Source organism: Xenorhabdus littoralis, from assembly GCF_033949345.1.
GTDB lineage: Bacteria > Pseudomonadota > Gammaproteobacteria > Enterobacterales > Enterobacteriaceae > Xenorhabdus > Xenorhabdus littoralis.
The window spans coordinates 1-24,491 of sequence record NZ_VCDP01000002.1 but is presented as its reverse complement, the minus strand read 5'-3'; the positions used below and the strand labels follow the sequence as shown (position 1 = coordinate 24,491).

General features: G+C 46.6%; 8 protein-coding genes. 5 read left to right on the top strand and 3 right to left on the bottom strand.

Annotated features, from left to right (window positions below; translation table 11 throughout):
* Positions 1-140 precede the first annotated feature (140 nt).
* Genes rtxA through rtxH form a run of 3 tightly spaced genes read right to left on the bottom strand, consistent with a single transcriptional unit; the run spans position 141 to position 16,578 of the window.
* On the bottom strand, positions 141-15,653 hold the full coding sequence (gene rtxA, locus FE394_RS00110; protein WP_319924498.1) for an MARTX multifunctional-autoprocessing repeats-in-toxin holotoxin RtxA: 15,513 nt from the start codon (positions 15,651-15,653) through the stop codon (positions 141-143).
* Positions 15,654-15,681: 28 nt separating this feature from the next.
* Entirely contained in the window at positions 15,682-16,143 is a 462-nt protein-coding gene (rtxC, locus tag FE394_RS00105; protein ID WP_319924376.1) for an RTX toxin-activating lysine-acyltransferase RtxC, read from the bottom strand.
* Positions 16,144-16,176: 33 nt separating this feature from the next.
* Positions 16,177-16,578 carry a protein RtxH gene (rtxH, locus tag FE394_RS00100; RefSeq protein WP_319924375.1) on the bottom strand — a complete coding sequence of 134 codons (402 nt, stop codon included), beginning with the start codon at positions 16,576-16,578 and terminating at the stop codon, positions 16,177-16,179.
* Between the two features lie 465 nt (positions 16,579-17,043).
* On the opposite strand from rtxH, the gene FE394_RS00095 reads away from it, so the two are divergent.
* The 5 genes from FE394_RS00095 to FE394_RS00075 form a co-directional block, all read left to right on the top strand.
* Positions 17,044-19,149, top strand: a complete 2,106-nt coding sequence (locus FE394_RS00095; RefSeq protein WP_419836282.1) for a peptidase domain-containing ABC transporter — start codon at positions 17,044-17,046, stop codon at positions 19,147-19,149.
* Positions 19,142-20,497, top strand: a complete 1,356-nt coding sequence (locus FE394_RS00090) for an HlyD family type I secretion periplasmic adaptor subunit (protein WP_319924373.1) — start codon at positions 19,142-19,144, stop codon at positions 20,495-20,497. Before FE394_RS00095 ends, FE394_RS00090 begins: the two co-directional genes overlap by 8 nt.
* A gap of 2 nt (positions 20,498-20,499) precedes the next feature.
* The gene (locus FE394_RS00085; RefSeq protein WP_319924372.1) at positions 20,500-22,644 is read left to right on the top strand and encodes a type I secretion system permease/ATPase; all 2,145 of its coding nucleotides are present in this window, start codon (positions 20,500-20,502) and stop codon (positions 22,642-22,644) included.
* Between the two features lie 127 nt (positions 22,645-22,771).
* The gene (locus FE394_RS00080) at positions 22,772-23,743 is read left to right on the top strand and encodes a GlxA family transcriptional regulator (RefSeq protein ID WP_319924371.1); all 972 of its coding nucleotides are present in this window, start codon (positions 22,772-22,774) and stop codon (positions 23,741-23,743) included.
* 131 nt (positions 23,744-23,874) lie between these two features.
* The coding region (locus FE394_RS00075; RefSeq protein WP_319924370.1) for a tyrosine-type DNA invertase at positions 23,875-24,491 on the top strand (617 nt) is incomplete at its 3' end.

Below are 24,491 nucleotides of genomic sequence, written 5' to 3'. Positions count from 1 at the left end.
TATTTTTAATAACCGATTATTTTAAGAATTAATTAGTTATTCCTGTATGCAATTTGAATTTATAACCTATTGAATAAAATGGCTCACAATTGTGAGCCATTTTTGTTAATGAGAATATCTAATAAAAGTCTTTCCTGCTATCAGGCCAGTTTGGATTTCCCATTTGTTACATCTGACCACGCGGTCATGATGTTTGATTTCGTCTGGTTATCGAGTGAGTCAATAAAACCGCTATCTCCCATATTAGGTGCAAATCCACTCATCGCCTGCACCAGAGAATCCACTCCATTAACAGAGAGCGCCGTATATTCACGTTCACCTTCTGTATTTTTATCTCCCATTTGGGTGATGATATCCGCACGGTTATTATTGAAGTAATCATTAAAGGTGACAGAACCCATTACTTCAAATTTCCCCTGTGCTGAACTGTCTTTAACATTGCGATGCGTCAACATAACCAAATCATAACCACTGCGTTGGAACCACAGATTCTGCCAGTTGATATCGTTGAAGATAATCTTGTCACCTTGCTTGATATCTTCAACCACGTTGTCAATCACATCACCGCTGACCACATAGCTATTGACGCCAGTGCCGCCTTTAAAGCTGTTTTGATATCCCCCCAACACCAGCAGGTCATCACCGTCACCGCCGTTAAACTGGCTGGATTTAGATATCACATCGGCAATCAGGTGATCATTACCTGTACCACCGTTGATCATCGCGTGATAACCCATCAGTTTGATGGAGTTGTTGCCCGAAATACCATCGATCTGGTTATAGTTGCCGAATACGGTGGCAAAATCGTCACCTTCTCCCAAATCGACCTGATTGTTATTGCCGATAGTGACAACGTAGTCCTGATCTTCTCCGGCCTTAATATGATTAAAGTTGCCGGAAGCCACGATATAGTCACGTCCTTTGCCGCCATCAATGACACCGTCTTCACCAAAGGCAAAGACCTGATCATCACCTTCTCCCATGTAGGCGTAGTTTATGCGGCCGGCTAATACTGCAACGTCGTTGCCATTATCGCCAAACATCATATTTTCACGCCCCATCATCACACCCAGATCATGACCTTCGCCACCCGTGAAGATATTTGAGGTTCCCACGGAATAGAAGACATCATCACCACGGCCACCCCAGAAATTGTTGTTATCTCCCAGATAGGCACCGAGATCTTTACCGTCACCACCCCAGTTAAAGTTGTAGTTACCGAGGGAAACGTGAACATCACCATCACCTTGCAGATGACCGCTATTACGCAGGAAATCAAAGGTCTTATCCTGCATGTTCAACAAATCGGCAGTCAGGTTCTCTTTCAGATTAGTGGCCAGTGATTTCATCTCGGCTTGCTTGTCCTGATTAAACAGGGTCGCAAACAGGTTTGGCAGGTTCAGGGACGTCAATCCAACGGCCCTATCTGCCTGTGATCCTTCCGTTGTCACGACTGATTTATCGTCTACACTGACGGAGATACTCCCTTCTTGGGTTTCATCAGGCGCTTTCGTTTTTAAGCCGTGGCTTTCCGCGAAAGATTTCACGCCATCAGCTCCCATATTTACCCCGGCTTGCAAGCTGTTGAGCAATTTTTCCGGATCAATAAAGGACTGAAGTTGATTACCACTGAATTCACCGATGACTTCCAGCATTTCGCGCAGAATGGCAACGCCATCAACAGGCTGATTTGTACGGGAGACAATACCGCCGCCCGGGGTGTAATCCACGCCAAAGATATCTGCCAGCGTGGTATCCCCGCTGACACCGGCAAGGTTACCCAGCAGTTTATTCTTGAGCTGACGTGGTAAGTCCGTTGGACTAAAGGTAAACGTGGTTTTTGCTATGCCCGTGGTGGTGTATTCCTGCGTCATCAGGCCGAAAAGTGAACCCAGATTGGTATCCAGAATCGACTGAATATTGTCACCGAACATAAAGTTCCAGTTGCCGGTTGTTACCTGAATATCAGCACCCTGTCCGCCAACGGCAAAATTGAAGGCCAGTTTTTCATTCGCCTGGCGGAATTTATCCGCCCGGCTGAGGCTGGAGGCCGGTTTTTTATTCGACTGACCGAGTTGATCCGACTGAATGATGTTGTCCGTTTCAGGAGTATTACCGTTTCTACTTAACCGCTGGTTGTATTTCTTGTTGAGCGTACTTTCGATATCACTTTTCAGGCCACGGCTGCTACGTTCATTGTGAGAGTTGAGATCAGTCAGGGTTTTATAATCCACACTGCTGGTCAAATCGAGACCAGACAAGTCACTGACATATTTCTTCGCGCTTTCCAATGTCCATTGTTGATCCTGTTTCGTCAACCAATCCGGTGAATTAAACGATCCCGCAATGTTCTGCAATACGCCAGAAATACGGGCAGCACCATCAAATGGATTCACCAGCGGTGGCGTCGGAATGGATTTATCCATCATCACAATCAGATCGTTGCTGCGTCCCATATTAAAGCTGACGTTCCGGTTACCCACGAACAACTGTGCGCCTTCCAATGCCTGATAACCTGCAATATCAACACTGTGCTTGCTGTCACCGTTACCAAGGTGAACCATTACGTTGTTGTCACCAAAGGCCAGAGTTTTAAAGCCACCCGTGCCTACTTTGATGCCCACATTAGTGGTTCCCCAGTTAACGGCGGTGAATTCCCCATCACCAAGCTGTAATTGAATATTGCCGGAATAGCTCAGGTGCTGATTTGATGATTTTGCTGGTTCTGATGAGGCAGGTTTATTTTCATCTTCCTCATTGCGCTTTTTCGGCGCATGGAATGTCTCTGCATTATCTGCAATCGCTCCTTTGGCTTTTGCATCAACATCGTTTTGCCCCACACGGGACAGGACAATATCATTTTCAGAGATACCACGGCGGACACGTTCGGAGTGACTTTCAATTTCGCCTTTATCATTCCAGCCCAAGACGATTTTGTTATCCGTAAGCTTGTGTACCCACTGTTCCTGCGCATCTTTTGTATGTTTGCGGCCAATACTGTCTACTGCAACTTCACTGCTACGCGCCGATACGGTAGTGCGAATGCCCTGTTCATTCAGCGCTGAAATCAAGCGATGGGCGAAACCATTGCGCTTGTCATCGCCGATCAGGGAACAACCGACAAGACTGATATGGTCTGGTGTGCCAACCTGTTTGAAATCAGTACGGAACTGTTTCAGTTTCAAAGCCAATTCATCTGCGCTGTAACCACTCATGCGCGTGTGGTTTTGTACAGATTCATCACGTCCATGCCCGACAATCTGCCAGCGCAATTTTCCGGACTGTAATTGAGGCGCATCCGGATCGCCATACACCACGCGATATTGACCACTGGCATCAAGCTGAACAATCACACTGGAATCAGGATGCTTACTTGCCAGACTTGCGGCAGCCTTGGCGGCAACAGGATCATTTTCGGTCTGGATAATGATCTGACCGTTAAAGCGGCTATCACCACTTTCAAGCTGTGGTTTGACCGTAATATTTTCCCAGGATCCAACATCGTGGTTGTTTACATGAATGTGACTTTCCGGTGAGTTGTCACCTAACGGTTTCTTTATCCCATCAGTTGCATCAATATCTATCGGTTTCCTGATTGGGGTGTCATCAAACACGGGTAGATCCAACATACCGCGCATGGTAGTTTTATCAGCCAGTGTCGGGCGATAAGTTGCCAAAATCTCACCATCAATCACGACTACTCGCTTGAAGACAATTTCCCCTGCCTCATTCTTTGGTAATTGGTAACTTTGTGCCATGTTCAGGTCGGATTCACCGAAGAAGCGAGATATGTAAGCACCAAATTTCTCTGCCGATGAGAATTCGACAATTCCCGCGTTTGGATCATAAAAACCATAAACACGATTCTCACCACTACCTTTCGCCCACGCAGCCATTGCATGGCCTGGTGCGTCCAGTTCAAGCAGCACCGGTTTACCGTCCGCATTTCCGGCAGTGATTTTCTGAACCACACCATCTACAGTCAGTGCTTTCGCATCTTCCAGCTTCTCTTTCCACACTTTGATAAATGTATTTGCCATCGGGTTTTTGGTATGGAGTGCCGCTAACGATCCCAATAATTTACTTGCGTTAGCATGCTCAGTTTCAGAGTACAGATTAGGATTGCTGAGTACTGCTGCCGCAGAATACATTTTTTCCAGCAACTGACGGGCAACACCATCCTGACCGTCGTTTTCAAGTTGTTTCGCAACCAAAACCAATTTCGACAGTGGGTCACAACGGCCATCAAAACCATCATTTGATAAGTTCAACAGTAGCAATTGTGGTGCCAATTGTTCGTTCGCTTTAGTATCAGCAATGCCTGTTGAAGCGACATCACGGAACAAACGATTAAATTTCTCCGATTTCGGCTGGAAGGTAATTTTCAAAGCTTTGCTTTCAATTTCCCAAGCCAAAGCACCTTTTTGTTCGGCACTCCAGTTACCTTTAACCAGCAGATCCACCAATTGCTTGATGTCCATGTTCGAACGGAAACCATCTACTATCTGCTCTGCATAACCTTGCTTGTAGCCAACCAGAAAATCCTTGGTTGTACGGATATCCTTGGTTGTTATGCCCGCGCTGTTTACCTGAGGCTTCAGGACTTCACCATAGCGTTTCAGGTCGCTTTTTATGCCCTTAAGGACTTCTGATTCGTCAGTCTGATGTTTCATACCAAACGAATCAGCTGTAGCCTGCTCTGTATTTTGGTTTTTGGTGACGTTATCTGACGGTAAATTATCTAGTGCAGATACCACACTATCATTCTCTGCCGGGGCTTTAAGTGTGAATTTACCATTTTCCGGATTAGCAAATACTTTATCGACATTCGACTGCACAAGGTGTGCCGCCTGTTTGAAATTGTTACTTTCAACTTCAACCAGTACTTTCTCACCTTTCTTCGTTGTCACTTCCAGTGTCACGGCATCATCACGGTAATCAACCACACGCCCTGTCACGTTTGCACCCAGTTTAAAGGTTTTACCCTGCTCTTTCAGCGCACGCAATACATACGGTTGTTCACCGGCCCGCGCTTGTTGCCAGACACCGTCATAATGGGTAATGGTACTATCTTCAAACGTATTGTAGTTAACAGCGAAGCTTTGATTTTTCTCTCTGCTAGCCAAATATTCATAACCCAGCTTGGATTTATACCCCGTGATCATTCCCTTATGGAAAGAGTCCATAAAGTGTCCGAAGTCTTTATAGTTATCAAATGTCTTGATACCAAAATTAGGATCATAGAATGACCAGGTAGTTTGATGTTTCCCTTTATGCACAACGACGGCCATTGCATGATCTTCAGACATAAAGGACATATACGTCGTTTTATCCGCATTACGCAGTTGTTCCATCACGGACTCATAGCCGGCAGCATGATAACTCATTGATCGGTCGATATTATCTCCCGTCAGTCCATTGGCTTTCAGTTTGCCGCCATAAGCTTCATTGGCTTTCTTCATGCCTGCAAAACCGGACATATCTTGCGTTTGGCTATATTGAATCGACAATAGGTCCTGAATAGCCGAGCCGATATTTTGGCGGCGATACTGGTTAAGCAAAGAGGCTTCAACCGAATTGATATCACTCTTTTTATTCACGGAATTGTCATTGTAGGCTTTGACCGCATCCGTCAACCACGACAGATACTCTTTGCCGCCACCCAGCCCATTCACCCGTTCTTCTATCAGGTAACGGGCAGACAAGGCAAAACAGACGCCCTCCAGAAATTCTTTTGACTCAGCGCGATCCCCGTTAGTCAGGAGGACATTGCCAACTTCTGGCACCAGTTTTTCAAGGTTATTTAAGAGTGAATCTCCCTGAGTGAAATGGTATGAGTATTGATCCAGCTCTTTTTTACCTGATTTCGTATCAAAGAGAGCATAAATCGCTTTTTCCAGTAACCCTGCTTTCACACGGCTGTTTTCACCCTGAGGTTCAGAAAGTGCAGAGACAATCTGCTCCGCATATTGGTTCATCAACCGACCGCTGGCCTCATGCCCATAATAGGTATGCTCACCCGATACCTGATAACCCGCTACGGCAAGCTTGGCACGCAGTTTTTCACCTTCTTTCCCCAACCCTTCGTTATCGGTCAGCAACATGATTGGCGTCTGCTTCGAGATGCCTTGCAGGTTTTTCTCCACGGAGAACTGCCCATTGACTGCCTTCGCCAACACACCCGTGATACCTGCCGGATTCGGCACTTCGTGGGCGGTAAGCGCCTTGGTCATGCTTGGCATTGGCCTGTCGAGCAGTAAACCAGAAACGGGCTGCCCATTGCGCTCTGCATAACGGGCCAGATCGGCCGCAACCGCACCGCCCATGGAATAACCATGAATGATGATATTTTCCGGTTTGACACCACGATCATTGACCAAGTAGCGGAGCATGGTACGCGCATCTTGATACAAGCCTTTTTCGCTTGGATGACCATCGCTGGAGCCATAGCCCCGCATGTTCACCGCCAGCACGTCAACGCCCTGTTTTTGATAGTGGCTCTGAATAGTACTGGCTTGCTCTTCCGCAGATGAACCGGAACCATGAATGAAAAGCACGACTTTTTTCGCCGATTCTTTTTCCTGACTCTGTTCAGCTTGATCTTTTTGGCTGCCGTTATGGTAATAACCCGCCAGACGCCCCGCTTCACCCTGTAACGTGACTTTATCCGTCGTGCCCTTGGTGACAGCATCATCCAATATTATCTGAGTGCTATCATCTACGTTGCGGCGAGCTTCCTTAACACCGTAAAGATTATCGTTCAGGAAGCGAGTGACTGGATTAAATGGCTCTCTGTCACGCGGTAGTGTGCCGTCGTTGTCAATGGCAACTTTTTCCAGCGCCTTATCTTTTTTATCAGAATGACCCAGCGCTTCTAGATCTTCACTTACAACGCGTTTCGGCTTTGGAGAGGTTTGTTCAATCTGCGCTTCTTGTAATTTCTGCGAGAAATTGAATAACTCTGTTGGTGTCCAGACACCAAATTTTGGCCGCCATGTATGGCCGATGACTTTATCAGCCCCTCCCGCCTTGAGGACTCTGGCGACGATAGTTGAGCAGTTATCTGTCAGAAGTTGATAACGGGCATCCGGATTCTGGCTGATTTTGTGCCATTCCGCCTGCATTGCCGCCGTATCCAATCCAGCCAGATTGATGCGGAACACTCGCCCTTGATCACCTTCGCTGGCCTTGAAGTCTTGGATATCACTCAGTTCATGTTTAGCAAACTGGCGGATCACATTGGTGATGCGTTTTTCTGTCAGTTCAGGTGACTGTTTGGCAGCGGTACGCAGTGCTTGCGCAAAATTTTTGCCGACTTCAAGCATATCCATGCTGCCGTCTTCCCACTGCTTCATGTACGGTCGGTAGATAGGCTCAGGTATGCCGGCAGATTCCAGAAGGCGAGGGTTCGCCAGCGCAGTCATGGCAAAGCCTTCACTGATATCCTCGAATTTTGCATCAACACCTGTGGCTATCTGGAGTTTTTCAATAAATTTCTCCAGCTTGATTGTGCCATCATGCAGGCCAAAGTTATCGTCTTCCTCAGAAGCGACATCCCGTGCCAGAGATTCATTCTGGCTGGCAGGCTGGCTGAGATCACGCCAACGAATCCTTACATCTGGATTGTCCTCAGAAGAAACATTGAAAATATCGCTAATATCGGGAGATTTGCTTCCTTCCGGCCACCAGCTGATGTAATTTTTTTCATTGAATTCTTCTGCCTTTTCTGCACTGATTTGGATGCGTCCTTGCCCAATCTGTAATGCGGCATGCCCCAAGCGGCTGTGATCACTCGGTTTCCAGACAAACAGGGTGGCGCTGACAGGAGAGAGTTGTTGTTCAATCGCCTGATGTATCTTTCTCAAACCAGAAACATCAATGCCTTTGCCATCTTTCGCCAAATCACGGGATTGCAGGTTTGCGAAGACGGTATCTGCCATTGGCTGACCATATTCTCTACTCACGGCAGCCTTGACCTGTTCAACCGCGTTTTCCGCACTTTCGGCTTTCATGGCGATCTGAATATTGGATTTGCCCCGGGTAACAAAGTCCCCTTGCTCATCAATATAGAAATGTTTGGAATCTTTGAGTTTGGCGTTACCCAGTTTGTTGTAGAGATCGCTGAAATTGCCTTTGCCTGCGCTTTTCAACGTCGGTTCCGCCAGTACCAGGGATTCCTCCATGCGCACATTAATCTGTGACAGCAAGTTTTGCAGCGCTGGGGTACGAGCCGAATCGGGATGTCCCAACAAGTAACCTTGAACCTGATGGCGCAAATAGGTCAGCTTTTCTACGGATCCCAAGTCATAGTCGTTGCTATTTTGCAGAGTATTTTCATAACCCTTAAGTGCATCCAGAACATTCCGGTAACTGTCACCCAGGATCTTACCCTTAACATAAGCCGCTTCTTGTAATTCACCCGCAGAGAGCAGGTCAGTTTTCGGTTTATAACTCCAACTTCCCTCCACTTTTTCCGCAATAATGCGGGTATGTCCCTGTTCGTGGGAAACAATGCGATTGTCCACCAGAAGCAACACCTCGGGCAGTTGATCGTAATTATCATAGTTGGCAAGGATAAAGCGTTCAATAGCTTTGATTTGTGCGGAATCGTCTGAATCTTCTACGATAATAGTTTTAAAACTATCGCTGTCATGACCCGGCCACGGACGGACTTCAAGGCCTTTATTATCCTCTGATTCACGTACCAGCAAATTGCGCTCTGTACGCAGACCGTAGAATGGCAAAGCCTGATTCAACATACTATCAATGGCGCTGAGTTTGACGTCAACATCCACCAAGGTATCCGCCCTGTATCCTTCTGGATTCAATTCCAGCAGTTTTTCCTGTTCTTTATGGCTGAGAGAATCAAAACGCGCCTTCACAGGAATACCCGCTTCTGTCAGCCTGCGACCAATGGATTCAGGCGACACACCTTCATATTCTTTGGCAGCTTTATCCAGCAGGCGAATTTCACCCACCAGCCCTTCACGTTGCAATTGGCGCAATACCGGTAATTCAACATTCCAGAAATAGTTGCCGAGACGCAGACCGCCTTCCGCAATGACATAGACATCATCACGCGATCCTGTGGCGTAGAGGAAACTCCAGAATCCGGTATTGCTGCGGGTAGATGCGCTAATGACCGATTGCAAGGCTTGCCGTTCCTGCTCCGAGATATCAGGATTGAGGATATCGAGCATATTGCTCCAGTGCTGGAGCTGTTTGTTCAGATTAAGGGCAAAATTGTTACCCTGGACATCCACATCGTAAACCACTTTCTTGCCATCAGTCTGCACTGCATCGAGAACCTTACGGTACGCTTTGAAGTTTTTGCCAGACCAAAATGAAACAATACTCTTATCACCATGCACAGGTTCGAAGCTATAATCATAGCTTTCCAGCCTCGAAACCAATTCGACGCGCTTGTCCCAGTCGTAATCGATGGTGGCATCAACAAACAGTTTTGCCAGTGAAGTGAACTGATCTTTCGGTACTTTTGTGTCAGATTGCTCCAGCCAGCCTTCAATAGAGGCCACCATTCTCTGCCTGATGTCATCCGGTATATCTGCATCCACGCGATCAAATCCCGGCACAGGGATGTATTTTTCTGTTGCAATATTGTTGTCACTGTTCAACCAACGGTAAATATCAGCAACTTTCTGTGCTCTTATGGCTGCGGCAGAAACTGTTTCTGGCATATCAGCCGATTCTGGTTGAGCAAGGGTTTCGCTCAGTGCTTGCAATCCACTGAGATCCAAACCGGAAATTCTTGGTGTATTTCTGACGAATTCTATAGGTGCATCGTCTGTCTTATTGACAGGTTGGTTGACTGGTGTTTCGGTATAAACCGATGTCAGGATAGCCCCCGCATCTTTGGCGCCCGTAGCTTTACCGCGTATGCCCGCGTTGATTTGTAAGCGATTCAGCGCTTCTTTTGCATTAGCAAGTTCGTTCAGATTCTCATCCAGATTGCGTAATTCTTTACTGAATCCACCCTCTGCCTGAACTATCGATTCAGGATTGATTTTACTCTTGGATTGTTCTGCTTTTTCAGTGTCGTCAGAATAGTCAGCTTCATAAGCATTACCTGACAGTCCGTTGCCTGTTGCCTTTGTGCGGTTCGGTTTATGGTTATCATCAAGTTTCGAACCCTTGGCATCATTTTGCACCTGAGCGGTTTTATTGTTTGCCGCCAACACTTCATGCTGACCGCGTTGCTCTGCCTTCTGCGAGGCTGCTTCGCCGTCAAGTTTAGCCTGTTCAGCCCGTTGCTTATAGCTGGTGGCTTCTGTTTCTCTGTTTTTGGCCTGAGTACGGGCTTCTTCAATATCCTGCTTGGCATGTTGATGATTCTGTTCACCTTTAAGCACACCCGATTCTGATTTGGCTACCGCATCCTTAATCTCGTTCAGACGGCCTGCTGCCGCTTGCTGTGAATGTTCTAACTGCTGCTGTGCAGTCTTGTTCGTGCTATCCAATCGAGTCTGGACATTTTCCAAAAATCCACCAGCAAACTGCTGCCATTGTTCACCCGATTTTCCATCGTAGCCCGCATAGCTATCCAACGCATCCAGGCCTTTGACTTTTGCCTTCAGTTCATCGGTGAATGCTTGGGCTTCGCCATTAATGGCATCACGCTGGGATTGTCCGCTCGCATTCAGGGCATTCAGATCCGTGTTTTCAAGCTGTGCCTGAGTGCCGGAAACAGCCGCAAGGGTTTTATCTTTTTCCTGCTCCAGACGTTGGCGATCAGCTTCCGCGTTTTCTTTGTCCTGCAACGCATTTTGGGCTGCTTTGTCCTGCTTCACATGGTCAGCAATGTCACTTTCTGACAGTTCAGAAGTTGCCACCACGTTGTCCAAAACATAGCCAAATCCATCACTTGAACCTATTCCGGAAAACTCCAGACGGTTGCTACCGGCCTTGGCAGTTAAGGTCAATGTCTTGTTTTGCCATTCTGTGTTGCCATTGGCGACAGCAAAAACAACCTCACCATTCCACCAAACTCCCAGCCCATTATCAGCAGAGATACCAACACGACTTGCAAAATCGAACTTAACGACAATTTTTTCATCCGCCGTCAGATTCTTAATATCCTGATAGAGATGGGTATTACCGTTGACATCAAGCTCACTGACACGCTCACCATGTCCTTCTACACTGAGTCCGTACGCCTTAGCGGAATGGCTGGCTTCAATGCCATTGGTGTACATCCAGCCCTCGGCACCTTTTTCAAAATCACCATTAACGACCAGGTTGCGTGACTGATTTGGATTCAGGCGTCTTTCATTGCCGAGCGCATTTTTAATGCCGTCAGTATTTGGATCATCAGCACCTGACACTGTGCCTTTCAGGCTATTTTGCAAATCAGAAGTGACTTTATCAATTTCTGTCAGTTTGAAGCCATCCAGCGAAGAGACTTCTGGCAGGTTAATGGCGCCGCGTCCCTGATGGGTTCCTGATGTGTTGGCTTCATCGCCATTGACCAGATAACTGATCCCCTGACTGCCCGCACTGCCAAGCAATGTTTGTTTTATATTATCAAACAGGGCATCCAGTTTATTGCTCTCAGTGTTGCTTTCTGCCACTGCAAGGCTGTAGAAATCACCGTTACCTATCTGAATTGCCACGTTGTTGCGGGCATAAGAGGCATTGATGTTCAAGCCATCACCCACACGAATATTGGCATTGCCCTTGCCTTTCATGACAGAAACATTCAGGCCGTCACCCACGCGGGTATTAACATTGAATTTGCCCCAAGCCACGTTGACTGAAACACCATCACCGACTTTGGTATTGATATTCAGATCGCCATGAACAGCAGTCACGCTTAAGCCATCCCCCGCCGTCGTCGTGATGTTGCCCTTGCCTTTGGCGGCAGTGACTTGTATACCATCACCCACTTTGGTGACTATATTGTCTTGACTCCATAATGCGTTAAAGCTGTCACCATCACCGATCTGAGTCACAATATTGGCATTGCCCTTGGCGAGCACGACATTATTTCCACCACCGACTTTGGTGATCACGTTGCCCTTACCCCAGGCACCGGTGTAATCATTACCATCGCCCACATGGGTTACGATGTTGACTTCGCCTTGGACAACGGTAACTTCCTGCCCATCGCCAACTTTGGTAACGATATTCGCGTTGCCTTTAGCAAAATTATAGCGATCGCCGTTACCAACATGGGTCATGACGTTAGCTTTGCCCCAAGCCGCATTAATGCCCAATCCACCACCCACTTTGGTGATGATGTTGGCTTCACCTTTTGCGAACCCGACTGTGGTTCCATCGCCCACATGCGTCATGATGTTGCCGATTTTGGAATCCAATAAACCGACCGTGGTTCCGTTGCCCACTTTAGTCAATATATTGCCTTTGCCCGACAACAAAGCTGCCGTTGTGCCGTCACCGACATGGGTGACTACGTTGGCCTCAGAAGCCGCCACGACGCCCATGAAATCATTACCGACTTTCGTCACGATGTTGGCTTTGCCTAAAGCCAGTACACCCGTCAAACCATTGCCGACATGGGTCATGATGTTGGCCTTGCCGAACATTGCGGCAAGCGTTGTACCATCCTTGACTCTGGTCATGACGTTGGCAGAACCCACCAACAAGCCGATGCTTGTTCCTTCACCAACATGGGTATAAACGTTAGCCTTACCGACCATCAATGCTGTCGTCAAACCATTACCGACTTTCGTCAGTACGTTTACCCCACCGATCATGGCAGCAAAGGTGGAACCATGACCAATCTGGGTAAAGATATTGCCTTTGCCAATCATGGCAGACAGTGCATCACCGTTACCGACTTTCGTTGCAATGTTGCCTTTGGCGATCATCAGGGCAACACTCATGCCATCACCAACATGGGTGAACACATTGCCGAATGCCAGCATCAGCGCCAGAGCATCACCGTTACCGACTTTAGTAAAGATATTGCCTGCCCCCCCCATTAGCGCCCAGGCATCCCCTTTACCAACATGGGTGAAAATATTGCCTACGCCAATCATGGCAGCAATCGTTGTATCATTACCGACTTTTGTGAAAATGTTACCCGCAGCAGCCATGACTCCCAGGGTTTGGCCGTTACCGATATGGGTCAGAACATTCCCCAGACCAAACATAATGCCGGTGGTATCGCCGTTGCCAACTTTAGTCAGGATATTGGCCCCGCCCAGCATGATACCAGTGGTTTTGCCTTCACCAACATGAGTCAGAACATTCAGACCACCACCCATGACAGCCTGTACATCGCCCTTGCCTTTTTTCGTCAGGACATTGGTACCACCCAAAGCAATGGCTTTTGTATCGGAAGCTTTTGTATCGAAGGTACTATGATTGTTGCTGATATGGGTAATGATGTTGGCACCGCCAAACATGGCTGATTCCAGATTACCTTCACCCACTTTGGTCAGAACGTTTGCCCCACCAACCAGTATTGAGGAAACATCGCCGTTCCCCATTTGGGTCAGAACATTCGCGCCACCGACACCAGACCAGAAGCCGTCACCATTGCCAATCTGCGTATGGGTATTGAAACCACCGCCCATAAAGATACGGCTGTTACCATTACCTTTGTGAATGGAGATATTGCCAACCGCCAGAAGATGGGCAAGATAGCGGCCATCGCCAACGCGAACCAGCACGTTTGCTGCGCCGCCCGCGTTGACTTCCATATCACCGCGCTGGCTTTGGTTAAGCAGTACGTTAGCAATACCGGCACCATTAAAGTTCAGGTTTCCTTCTTTCCCTTTTTTGATGATGACGTTAGCGCCACCCGCACCATTAAACTCTGTGTCACCAAACTCAGAACTGTGTTCAATGACATTGGCAATACCGGCACCGTTAAAGTAAACATTACCGCGTGTTACGTTGGATTTGATAACGTTGCCGCCGCCCGCACCGTTATAATGAACATCCCCGGCGCTTTCTCCGCTGTCGGTTGCCGATTTGAATAACTCAAGATCACTGTATTCATGCATATCAGCCACACGAGCGGACGTTGTGCGCACGGTATTAACCGTATAATGAAGATCACTCAGCGAATAGCTGCCGGCTCCCATATAGTGATAACCATTATCAGTCGAGAAAACTTCGTTGGCAAAATCCAGGGGGCGATCACTTTCCTTATACCAAGGACGCGCAAGGTATTGCAGCACGCCGGTTTTGGGATCATTTTTCAGCTCAACAACCACCACCTTGTTGTATCCGTCTAACTTCTTGGCATAAATATAAGTGTTTGACATCCGATTGGATTTCACCGCCGTCATATCGACCGTCGTTCCATCGCGGTAAACAGCATAACCACCCATTTTGGCATCAGACAGGGTGATATCTGCGGCATTAATCAGGACACCACCACCATAATTCACCCATTGGTTTTCCGTCAGTTTTTGCTCAACGGCATCAATTGATACGGCTCTCCGTTGTTCAACCGTCAGGTTTGACAACGTATAGGCGCCATCACTGTCAACAGACTTAAAACCACCCTTAACAGAGATATCCTGCTTATCCAGCCCTTTGAGATGTTTCCCTTCTTTAAACCAAGCCGTCGAGTAGTATCTCAGCTTGCCGGTTTCAGGATCATTGGAGAGCTGAACCTTATTGATTTTAGTATGAGTACCATCCTCAAACGCAAACAGATAAGTGTTTGGTTCCCGCGCCGATTTAAACCCGGTCACCTGATAAGAGGTGCCAATCCACGAACCACTGATGGTTGCATTGGTCAGCACAACCTCATCAGCTTTGGCATATTCTATCCCTTCACTGTCTAAATCACTGGCTGTTCCCTTGCGGGTAATTTGGTTATAAGCACCTGCTCCCGCAAAATGGATATCACCGTGCGCCACATCAGAGTAGAGGTGATTATATCCACCAGCACCTTCAAACCGGATATTTCCTTTGGTTTCAGCATAAACGTCATCTACCTGACGGGTGCGCTCTATACGGTTATAAGCTCCCGCGCCCCCCAGAGTAATGTCCCCAACCTTACCCTTGCGAGAAATATGGTTATATGCCCCGGCCCCTTTAAAATCAATATTACCTGTCTCGACTCTGGAGCTGATAACGTTCGCCGCACCAACACCGTCAAAAGTCACATTTCCCTGAGAGCCTTGGTACTTGTTAAACCAAGTACGGTCGATCTTATTGCCGGCACCTGCGCCTGAAAAAGATAGATTGCCCTGATTGGTTTCATGCCAGAGTTCGTTGTAGGCCCCTGCCCCCTTGAAGCTAATATCACCCTGCAAGCCTTTGCGGGTGATGCTATTGTATCCGGCGGCCCCGGAATAAAAGATGCCACTTTTATCACCGGTATGATTGATTTTCACCCCACCGGAGACTCCTTCAAATGTTATCGGCCCACTCTGTGTCTTATTGATTGAAGTGAAGCCAGAGGCTCCCTTCACTGTTAGGTTGCCACCTGTATCATTGATATCCAGATACCCGGCTCCCCCTACAATGGTATCGTGTCCCCATGTTGTATTGACTTTTGCAGCAAAGGAGCCAACAGTAATATAGTCATTCCCGCCATAAGCATTAATGACGCCTCCAAAACCGATGGCATATATTGAGTTTCCATCATCGTCATCTTCATATGTACCCGTAAAGGTATATGCCAAACTTCTACCGACCGATTTTCCCATAAATAATCCTGGTGTTGAGCAGAAAAAATTAAACCGTGAACCACTGTACCCGACGGATACAGTGGTCATTTTGAACATCCAGAGTTCCCCTGACTGTGCAGGCTTTTTGTCCTTTCCATGCAGCAAAAACACGCCGGCGAAGATCGCAGGCAATGCTCCGGGCATGTCCGAAAGGTGCAATCATTTCAGGGAAAAAGATATGCTGACCAGAACGCCAGTCTTCCCGCGAAATTTCCCGTTCACCGGCAAGAATCGCATCTCGACTGTTGTCAGACAAAAAAGCCCAATTGCAAAAAGCAACTGGGCGCTGATGTTCATCTTCGTAATAGCAAAACTGATTAAGCTGGAATGACGGCAAGATTCGTTGTTGCCATTCTGCAACCAAATAACGTCGGTGCAAGGGGGAGTGTTGACAAAGCAACATTACCCCTCCAATCATTGCCTGTATTTCAGCCGTATTCAGTGTTGCTGATTGATGTGTGATCATCATGAGCAAGCAACCACTTAAAGAATTTTGCTGATATTATTTTGATGTTTCTGAATTACGTGTTGCGCGTTTTTTAGATGCGGTCGTTTCTGAGGCGATACTTTCCGGAGCCATGCTTTCTGGAACAGCGGCTTCTGACTCAGTAGAGGATTCATTTTCCACTGACCCCGTTTCAGGCACAGGCAAAAAACCTGCGGCAATCAGTTTATTGATTTCAGCTTCCATTCTTGGGTCTTCAAGCATATTTTTTACCATGGAAACCATATACATAAAACCGGATGCCGGCATATGAATTACTTGCTTTAATTGCAATTCCTGATCATTTTCCGCCAGTACACCATTTGCCATTTGATTAGGATCTTGACCAACAAAATAAAGGGAAAAAATGCCCTTATTATAATTAACGCTTGAGATGGTTTGAACGAATTTTTCAGTCATATCACTACCCATTACACTAATCATTATATTACCCATTAAATAAATATTAATTAAATGTTAAATTTACATTAAATAAAGATTATTAAATTATAAATGACCACTAACTCCGTAATGGAATCATTTATAATTAAACTTCACAAAGTGAAATTTATTCGACAGGCATTTATTGGAAAGACAACAGCATGACAAATGCTAAGTTAAATATACTATGACAAATCAGGTTAATTACCGACTACTTTGAGCAAAAATATATCCATTTACCTGATAAAATCAATATATAAATAGCAAAATGTCTGTTTAGCAGCTACATTTTGTCCCAATTACCAACACTCATAACCTCTTTGATAACAGATAATGTCCTTTATTGGATTTAAGAAACTTATTTTATAAATAAATTCCATACGATCTTTCAGGTTGCTTTCTTAATCGGAGAGTTTAATTTTTATTAAAGATAGATTGACTTTGATGAATGAAATAGAAAAAACAACCATATCATTAATTAACTTAATAATAATGATATCTAATAGAAATCATACAGCGACAGACAATAAAAACGTAAGCGATAATGATGATTATATTTCTGTTTTAAACAGACTAAAAAAAGAATGCAATATTAAAATTAAAAATAAATATTCTATAAAGAAGAAGTTAGAGTCCATTTCTCTGCCAGCCATTTTATTCAGTAATGAGGGTCTTCCTTTCATTCTGGCAAAATATGATGAACAACGCGTATTAATCCAAAAACCTCATCAGGGATCGCCGGAGATATTAGATAAAGCAGAATTTATCAGTCTCTGGAATGGCAGGTGGCTAAAGATAGAACAAAAAGGTAGCAAATTTAATATCCGCTGGTTTATTCCTGAGTTTGTCAGACAAAAAAAGAACCTCACGGAGATACTCCTGTTTTCCTTCGTTCTCCAGATATTGGCACTGATTTCTCCTCTGGTCGTGCAGGTTGTCATGGACAAGGTTCTTGTTCATCAGGCTTTTTCCACCTTGGATGTACTGATTTTCGGGCTGGTGGTCGCCGGATTGATTGAAGTGATCCTGCGGGGACTGCGCGAATATCAGTATGCCCACACCGCCAACCGGATTGACATAAAGCTCGGGTTGAAGCTGGTTCAGCATTTGTTCGGCCTACCGCTGCTGTTTTTCAAATCCCGTCAGGTGGGAGCGATTGTAACGCGGGTAAGAGAGCTGGAAACTATCCGGGAATTCTTGACTGGCTCCATGTTCACACTGTGTATCGATGTGCTGTTCATGTTTGTCTTTATTTATGTCATGAGCCTGTTATCCGGTACGCTTACCCTGATTTTTCTGCTTACCATTCCATTTTATGCCCTGCTTGCCTGGTGGGTTACGCCGAAAATTGAAAAAGCAGTGGAAAAACAGTTCACGCACTCAGCAATCAATACTTCTTTTCTGACCGAAACAGTAGCAGGTGCTGAGACGCTGAAAAGCCTTGCCGCTGAACCCCGCTTTATCCGGCGCTGGGATAGCCAGACCGAACAGATGATCAGTACCAGTTATGATGTACAGCAATGGGATAATCGTTCCGGTCATCTGGTCATGATGTTGCAGAAAGTCACCAGCGCCGTGATTATCTGGCTTGGGGCATCAGAAGTGCTGTCACTGCACATGACTATCGGTCAATTGATCGCCTTCAATATGATGGTCAGCCATACTCAGCAACCACTGGCTAAACTGGTGCAGCTCTGGGGGCAGTTTATCCGTTCACGTATCGCCATCGACAAGCTGGGAGATATGCTGAATCTGCCAACAGAGCAGCAATCAGGCAACGAGCAGGTGGCATTACAGGGTGCGATTGCATTTTCAGATATTGTCTTCCGTTATCAACCGGATTTACCGCCAACCATTAATCATTTCACACTGGATATCCGCGCGGGCGAAACCGTGGGGATCGTCGGAACTTCGGGTTCAGGGAAAAGCACCCTTGCTCGTTTGCTGCTGCGGCTTTATACCCCGGAGAGCGGGACAATCACGCTGGATGGCATCCCTTTGCAAAACCTCAATATCGAATCTATCAGGCAGCAAGTCGGTATCGTGCTGCAAGAAAACTTCCTGTTCAATAAAACCGTGTATGAGAATTTATCTCAATCATGTCCTGATGCCCCATTATCCACAATAGTTGAAGCCGCAATACTGGCAGGAGCACACGATTTTATTCTCAGAATGCCGATGGGCTATGACACCGTCATTGCAGAAGGCGGGCAATCTTTATCCGGGGGTCAACGACAACGTCTGGCTATTGCCAGAACACTGCTGTCAGATCCCAAAATCCTGATCCTTGATGAAGCCACCAGCGCACTGGATGATGAATCCCAAGCCATTATTCAATCCAATATGGCGGGCATTGCACAAAACCGGACGGTTATTACCATCGCACACCGACTTTCCACAGTACGCCAATGTGATCGGATCATTGTGTTACATCAAGGCCAGATTATCGAACAAGGTAGCCATGAACAGCTTCTGCAACAGGGCAAGCACTATCGGAAACTTTGGCAATTACAACAAGAACTAAAACAGGAGCAGCCTTCCCATGCTTAAGGCCATTTTGTGCAAAAGGGTCAAGCGGTTACGTACCCCTTCTCCCCATTATGATTTTTTACCGACACATCTGGCATTGTCAAAACGGCCTCCTTCTCCGTTCGCCCGTTATACGGCGATTACCCTGAGTATAGGTGTTCTCGCTGCCCTGTTATGGGCTTGTCTGGGTAAATTGGATGTGCAGGCAACCGCCACCGGACGCCTGATTGCCTCTGGGCGTTCCCAAATCATTCAGGCTTACGAGCAGAGTCGCCTGATGACTATTCATGTAGAAAATGGGCAGCACGTTGATAAAGGTACTCCACTGCTCACGCTCAATACGCTCGGCGTGAATCAGGATATTACCCGGATGATGAAACAGCGCGACTATCTGATTGAAGAAGATATTCGCTATCAAGCCCTGCTGGGGAAGCATGATCCTAAATCCCTGCCACTTTTCCAGCAGCAATCCGAAAAAAAACAGGAAAGAATTCTGACGTATTACCATCACGAAAAACAAGAATTCGATTCCATCATCACCAATATCTACGCTGAAATGGAAGTCAATCTCACCTCCCAAAAGGCACGAGGCAGTGATCTCCGCTCACTGGCCAATTTGCGCGAAAATATTAACCAGCGTTTGCAGGCCCGGAAGACACTGAGCCAAAAGCAGGTCATCAGTAAAGTCGAATATCTGGAACAAGAAAAGGAGTTTCTGGAAACAGAGCGGTTGATCGCTCAGCAAAAATCGGAGCTTGGGATTCTCATGACTCAATATAAGAGTCTGGAAGAGCGCTTAAAAGGTATCAAAGTACAAAAAGAGCGGGAGTGGTTTGAGAAAAGAAAACAGGCTGAAATGCAATTGTCCGTTCTGAAACAGGAAATCTCCAAAATGCAGGAACGGGAAGAGCTTGAGATTGTACGCTCCCCTGTGATCGGTACTGTCCAGCAATTAAGCGTCCATACCCTCGGTGCAGTGCTACAGCCCGCCCAGAATTTGATGGTGATTGTGCCTGATGACCATATACAACTTGCTGAAATTCAGATCCTGAACAAAGATGTCGGTTTTGTCCGCCCCGGTCAGCACGTTACAGTCAAAGTCGATGCCTTCCCTTATACCCGATATGGCACGATTGAGGGCAAGTTACTCAGTATTTCAAAAGACTCAGCCACCGATGAACGGCTGGGTCTGGTTTTTCCCGCCCAAATCAGCCTCAGGCAGAACAATATCATGGTAGACGGAAAGCCGGTCGCAATCACGGCGGGCATGTCCATTGTTACAGAAATCAAGACAGATCAGCGTAGAGTCATTGACTATTTGCTCAGCCCGATTCAGGAATATCAATCTGAAGCATTGAGGGAAAAATAATCATGACTGACGATTTTTCCTTTACCAATGACAATTTTGCTTTCACCAATGATAACAATGCGCTGGATTGTATTGCTTATTTGGGAAAACACTTCCACAAAGTGGCTTCTGTTGAACAACTGCACCACACGCTGGGGCTGGATAGCCTGACGCTGACAGATCCACAGTTACGTGAAGCCGCCGATACTATCGGGCTGCACAGTAAATTTGAATACCTGACGCCGGATACCGCTGCCACGTTACCTTTACCAGCATTGATTGAATTGGATCAGTGCTGGTGGGTATTGTCAGAAGTCCAATCTGATGCCTTTACCGTGTTTGATCCCTCCACCGGAAAACACAAAGTACATCATCAACCTGCCCGTTCTGAGTCCGGCAAAGTCTGTAAGATACTGCTGGTCGCGGATAAAGCCCTGACCAAACAGCAGGTAAAATTTGGCTTAAGTTGGTTTTATCCCTCTATTTTCAGACAGAAAAATCAATTGCGGGATATTTTCCTGTTCGCCATTGTGTTGCAACTTTTCGCACTGGCTGCTCCCTTACTGTTTGAAAATATCATCGACAAAGTGCTGGTCGGGCGAAGTATGTCAAGTCTGCATGTTCTTGGCATGGCAATGCTGGCTTTGGCACTGGCAGAACCTTTGTATGGCTTCCTGCGCAATACTGTGTTTGGGCATATGGCCAGCCAAGTCAACGCTGAACTTTCCGGCCGGCTTTACCGTCATTTAGTGGGACTGCCCCTGCCCTATTTCAAGCAACGCCAGACAGGGCAAATTATCGCCCGAGTCAGGGAAATGGCACAGATCCGCCAATTCCTGACCGGCTCTACACTTATGCTGTTGCTTGACCTGATATTCATTATTCTGTTTCTGGGCGTCATGTTTCATTACTCCTCCCTGCTGACATGGATCGTGATAAGTTCACTGGCTCTCTATTTCCTGCTATGGATCGTGGCCGGGCCAATCATTCGACGCAAAGTAGAGAAAGAGTATGAAACCGATGCTGATGCCATTAGTTTCCTGACCGAAGCCGTCACGGGCATCGAAACCATCAAAACCACCGCAACCGAAAAGCGTTTTTTACACCGATGGCAAAAAGTATTGAGCCAACAGTTGATCCAACGTTTCACCGCTCAAAAAAGTGGACTGGCGGCAGGACAAGGGATCGCCCTGATCCAGAAAGTCGTTGCTGCACTGCTGCTGTGGTGGGGAGTCAGAGGCGTTCTTGACGGAGATCTGTCTCCCGGTGAATTGATTGCTTTCAATATGCTGGCAGGACACGTTACCCAGCCAATCCTGCGGTTAGCTCAGGTCTGGCAAGACTTTCAACACACCCTGATCGCCCTGCGACGGGTAGGCGATATTCTTGATGAACCGATGGAAAGCAGTAAACAAGGACTGGCATCCGCCCCTGAACTCGCTGGCCAGATTGAATTCAGAAATATTCGCTTCCGCTATCATGCAGATACGCCTGAAGTGTTGGTAAATCTGTCATTGAAGATTAAGGCCGGAGAATTTATCGGCATAACAGGGCCATCGGGTTCAGGTAAAAGCACGTTAACCCGATTATTGCAGCGCCTGTACGTTCCGCAACATGGTCAGGTTCTGGTTGATGGCATGGATTTAGCGATTGCCGACCCAGTATCACTACGGCGTAACATGAGTGTGGTCTTGCAGGAGAGCATCCTGTTTTCCGGCAGCATTGCGGACAATATCCGCCTGTGCAAACCCAATGCCAGCGATGAAGAAGTCTATCGGGCCGCGACCTTAGCGGGTGCGACTGATTTCATCAATGCGTTCCCACATAAACTCGCGCATCCTGTTGGTGAGAAAGGAAGCAATCTTTCTGGTGGCCAGCGCCAGAGAATTGCCTTGGCAAGGGCATTACTGAATGACCCCAAGATCCTGATCCTTGATGAAGCCACCTCCGCACTGGATTATGAATCCGAAGCGGCCATCATGAGCCATATGGATGAGATATGTCGTAACCGGACGGTCATCAGCATTGCCCATCGGCTGAATACTATCCGTCATGCCGATACCATTTTTGTCTTAGATAACGGGGACATTGTTGAATCAGGTTCACACCAAGCCCTTGTGCAACAAAATGGTTTATATGCCCAACTTTGGGAACAACAAACCAAGTGACTATTAAGACGAAAACTATTTCGACAGAAAATTCATTGCAGACATAAGGCTTGTTTCGCCTTAGAATTAATTTCATAACGAAATTAAAATAACATGACAAAATGTTCTTAAGGAAGAGAATATAACTATGAAACAGCTCTCTATCACAGCTTTGGTTTTTTCTCTCACATCGGTAACATCGGTTGCCATGCCGATTGAAATTCTGACTATTGCCGCCAATGCCATTGGCGGCCCGGCTCCCCATGTCCGCATTATCTCTCCAACCCATCAGGGAATGAATACAAATAATCTGTTTGCAGACACTGAGCCTGCCGCCAACGGATCTCTCCATTACGATTACGATCAACAGCCCGATATCATTCTGGTTGGCTCGCTGGGTTTCCCTGAATGGGAGCCGCAACATTGCTCACAAGAGATCATGGAGTGGCTCAGAGCAATGGATGAGAAACACATTCCTATTGTTTCGGTATGCTCAGGGACATTCATACTTGCCAAAGCCGGATTGTTGAATACCCGTGCTACAATCCATCCTCATTTTATCCCTGAATTCACAAGACTATTTCCCTATATCCCACTTGATTACGACCAAAAGATCACCAGAGACGAGCACCGATTTTGTATTTCCAGTGCTTATGGATGCGGAAGTTGTATGCTGAATATTGTTGAATTGATATACGGACAATATGCCAGAGAACAATGTGCAAAGTTCCTGTTAAACGAAAATGACAGCAAATTCTCGTCAGATCTCGGCAATTTTGCTCCTTATCGCCAACATGCCGATTCGCTGATCCACAAACTGCAAGATTGGATGCACTCTTTCCCCTCTGAAATTTTATCTGTCGCTGATTTAGCCAATAAAATCCATCTTTGTGAGCGGCAGATGAAACGTCGCTTCAAGATCGCCACAGGGAAAACACCCATCCAGTATATCCAGCAAATCCGCCTGTCACAGGCCAAACATTGGCTGGAAAAATCCCAGAAAACCATCGAAGAAATCAGTCATGAAGTGGGTTATGAGGATACCCGTTATTTCAGGGAGTTATTTAAACGCTGTAACGGACTGACTCCCAAAGAGTATCGCCAAAAATATCATCACTGAAGGAGTCTTTATGCGCGTTAATTTTGCACTCTGTAAATAATCAGCAACACTAATAGGTGTATCCTCAGAGCCTGTCCCTATAAATCTTCATAGCAAGACAGGCTCTTCATTGCTTTCTGGAGATGAAGATCATGCTAAAACGCAAGTACCTGACCCAGCCTGAAATCGAAGTCCTGTTACGGGAATTAGGTAAACACGCTCATGCAAAGCGAAATATATGCATGATGTTTATGGGATTTATTCACGGTTTCAGGGTCTCTGAACTGCTGAACCTGAAACTGTCCGATGTGGATTTGGACGGCCGCAGCCTGCGTGTGCAACGTCTGAAAAATGGTTTTTCCACCATTCACCCGATGGTTCAGCGTGAAATCCAACTTGTCCGTCACTGGCTGGTTGAACGACAGAATTATTTATCAAAAGTTTCTTCACAGACACAATCGGATGACAACGCAGACTGGTTATTTCTCTCCCGCAATGGCCAGCGAATATCCCGACAGCAGGTCTATAAAATCATTCGACAGACCAGTTTAAAGGCTAAATTGTCGATTTGCGCGAATCCGCACATGTTGAGACATGCCTGCGGTTATGCGCTGGCAGACAATGGTGTCGATACCCGTCTGATTCAGGACTATTTAGGCCACCGGAATATTCGTCATACCGTCCGCTACACTGCGAGTAATGCGGGTCGCTTTGAGACAATATGGGATGGAAAAGGAAAACGCGCACACTTGACAATTAGTACCAAACT

Excerpts from the sequence above, each read along its gene's own strand:
- FE394_RS00085 (WP_319924372.1), top strand. The coding sequence starts at position 20,500 with ATGACTGACGATTTTTCCTTTACCAATGACAATTTTGCTTTCACCAAT.
- rtxA (WP_319924498.1), bottom strand. The coding sequence starts at position 15,653 with ATGGGAAAATCGGTCGGTAGAAGTTTGGCATATACCTTTACGGGTACA.
- FE394_RS00090 (WP_319924373.1), top strand. The coding sequence starts at position 19,142 with ATGCTTAAGGCCATTTTGTGCAAAAGGGTCAAGCGGTTACGTACCCCT.
- FE394_RS00095 (WP_419836282.1), top strand. The coding sequence starts at position 17,044 with ATGAATGAAATAGAAAAAACAACCATATCATTAATTAACTTAATAATA.
- rtxC (WP_319924376.1), bottom strand. The coding sequence starts at position 16,143 with ATGATGATCACACATCAATCAGCAACACTGAATACGGCTGAAATACAG.
- FE394_RS00080 (WP_319924371.1), top strand. The coding sequence starts at position 22,772 with ATGAAACAGCTCTCTATCACAGCTTTGGTTTTTTCTCTCACATCGGTA.
- rtxH (WP_319924375.1), bottom strand. The coding sequence starts at position 16,578 with ATGACTGAAAAATTCGTTCAAACCATCTCAAGCGTTAATTATAATAAG.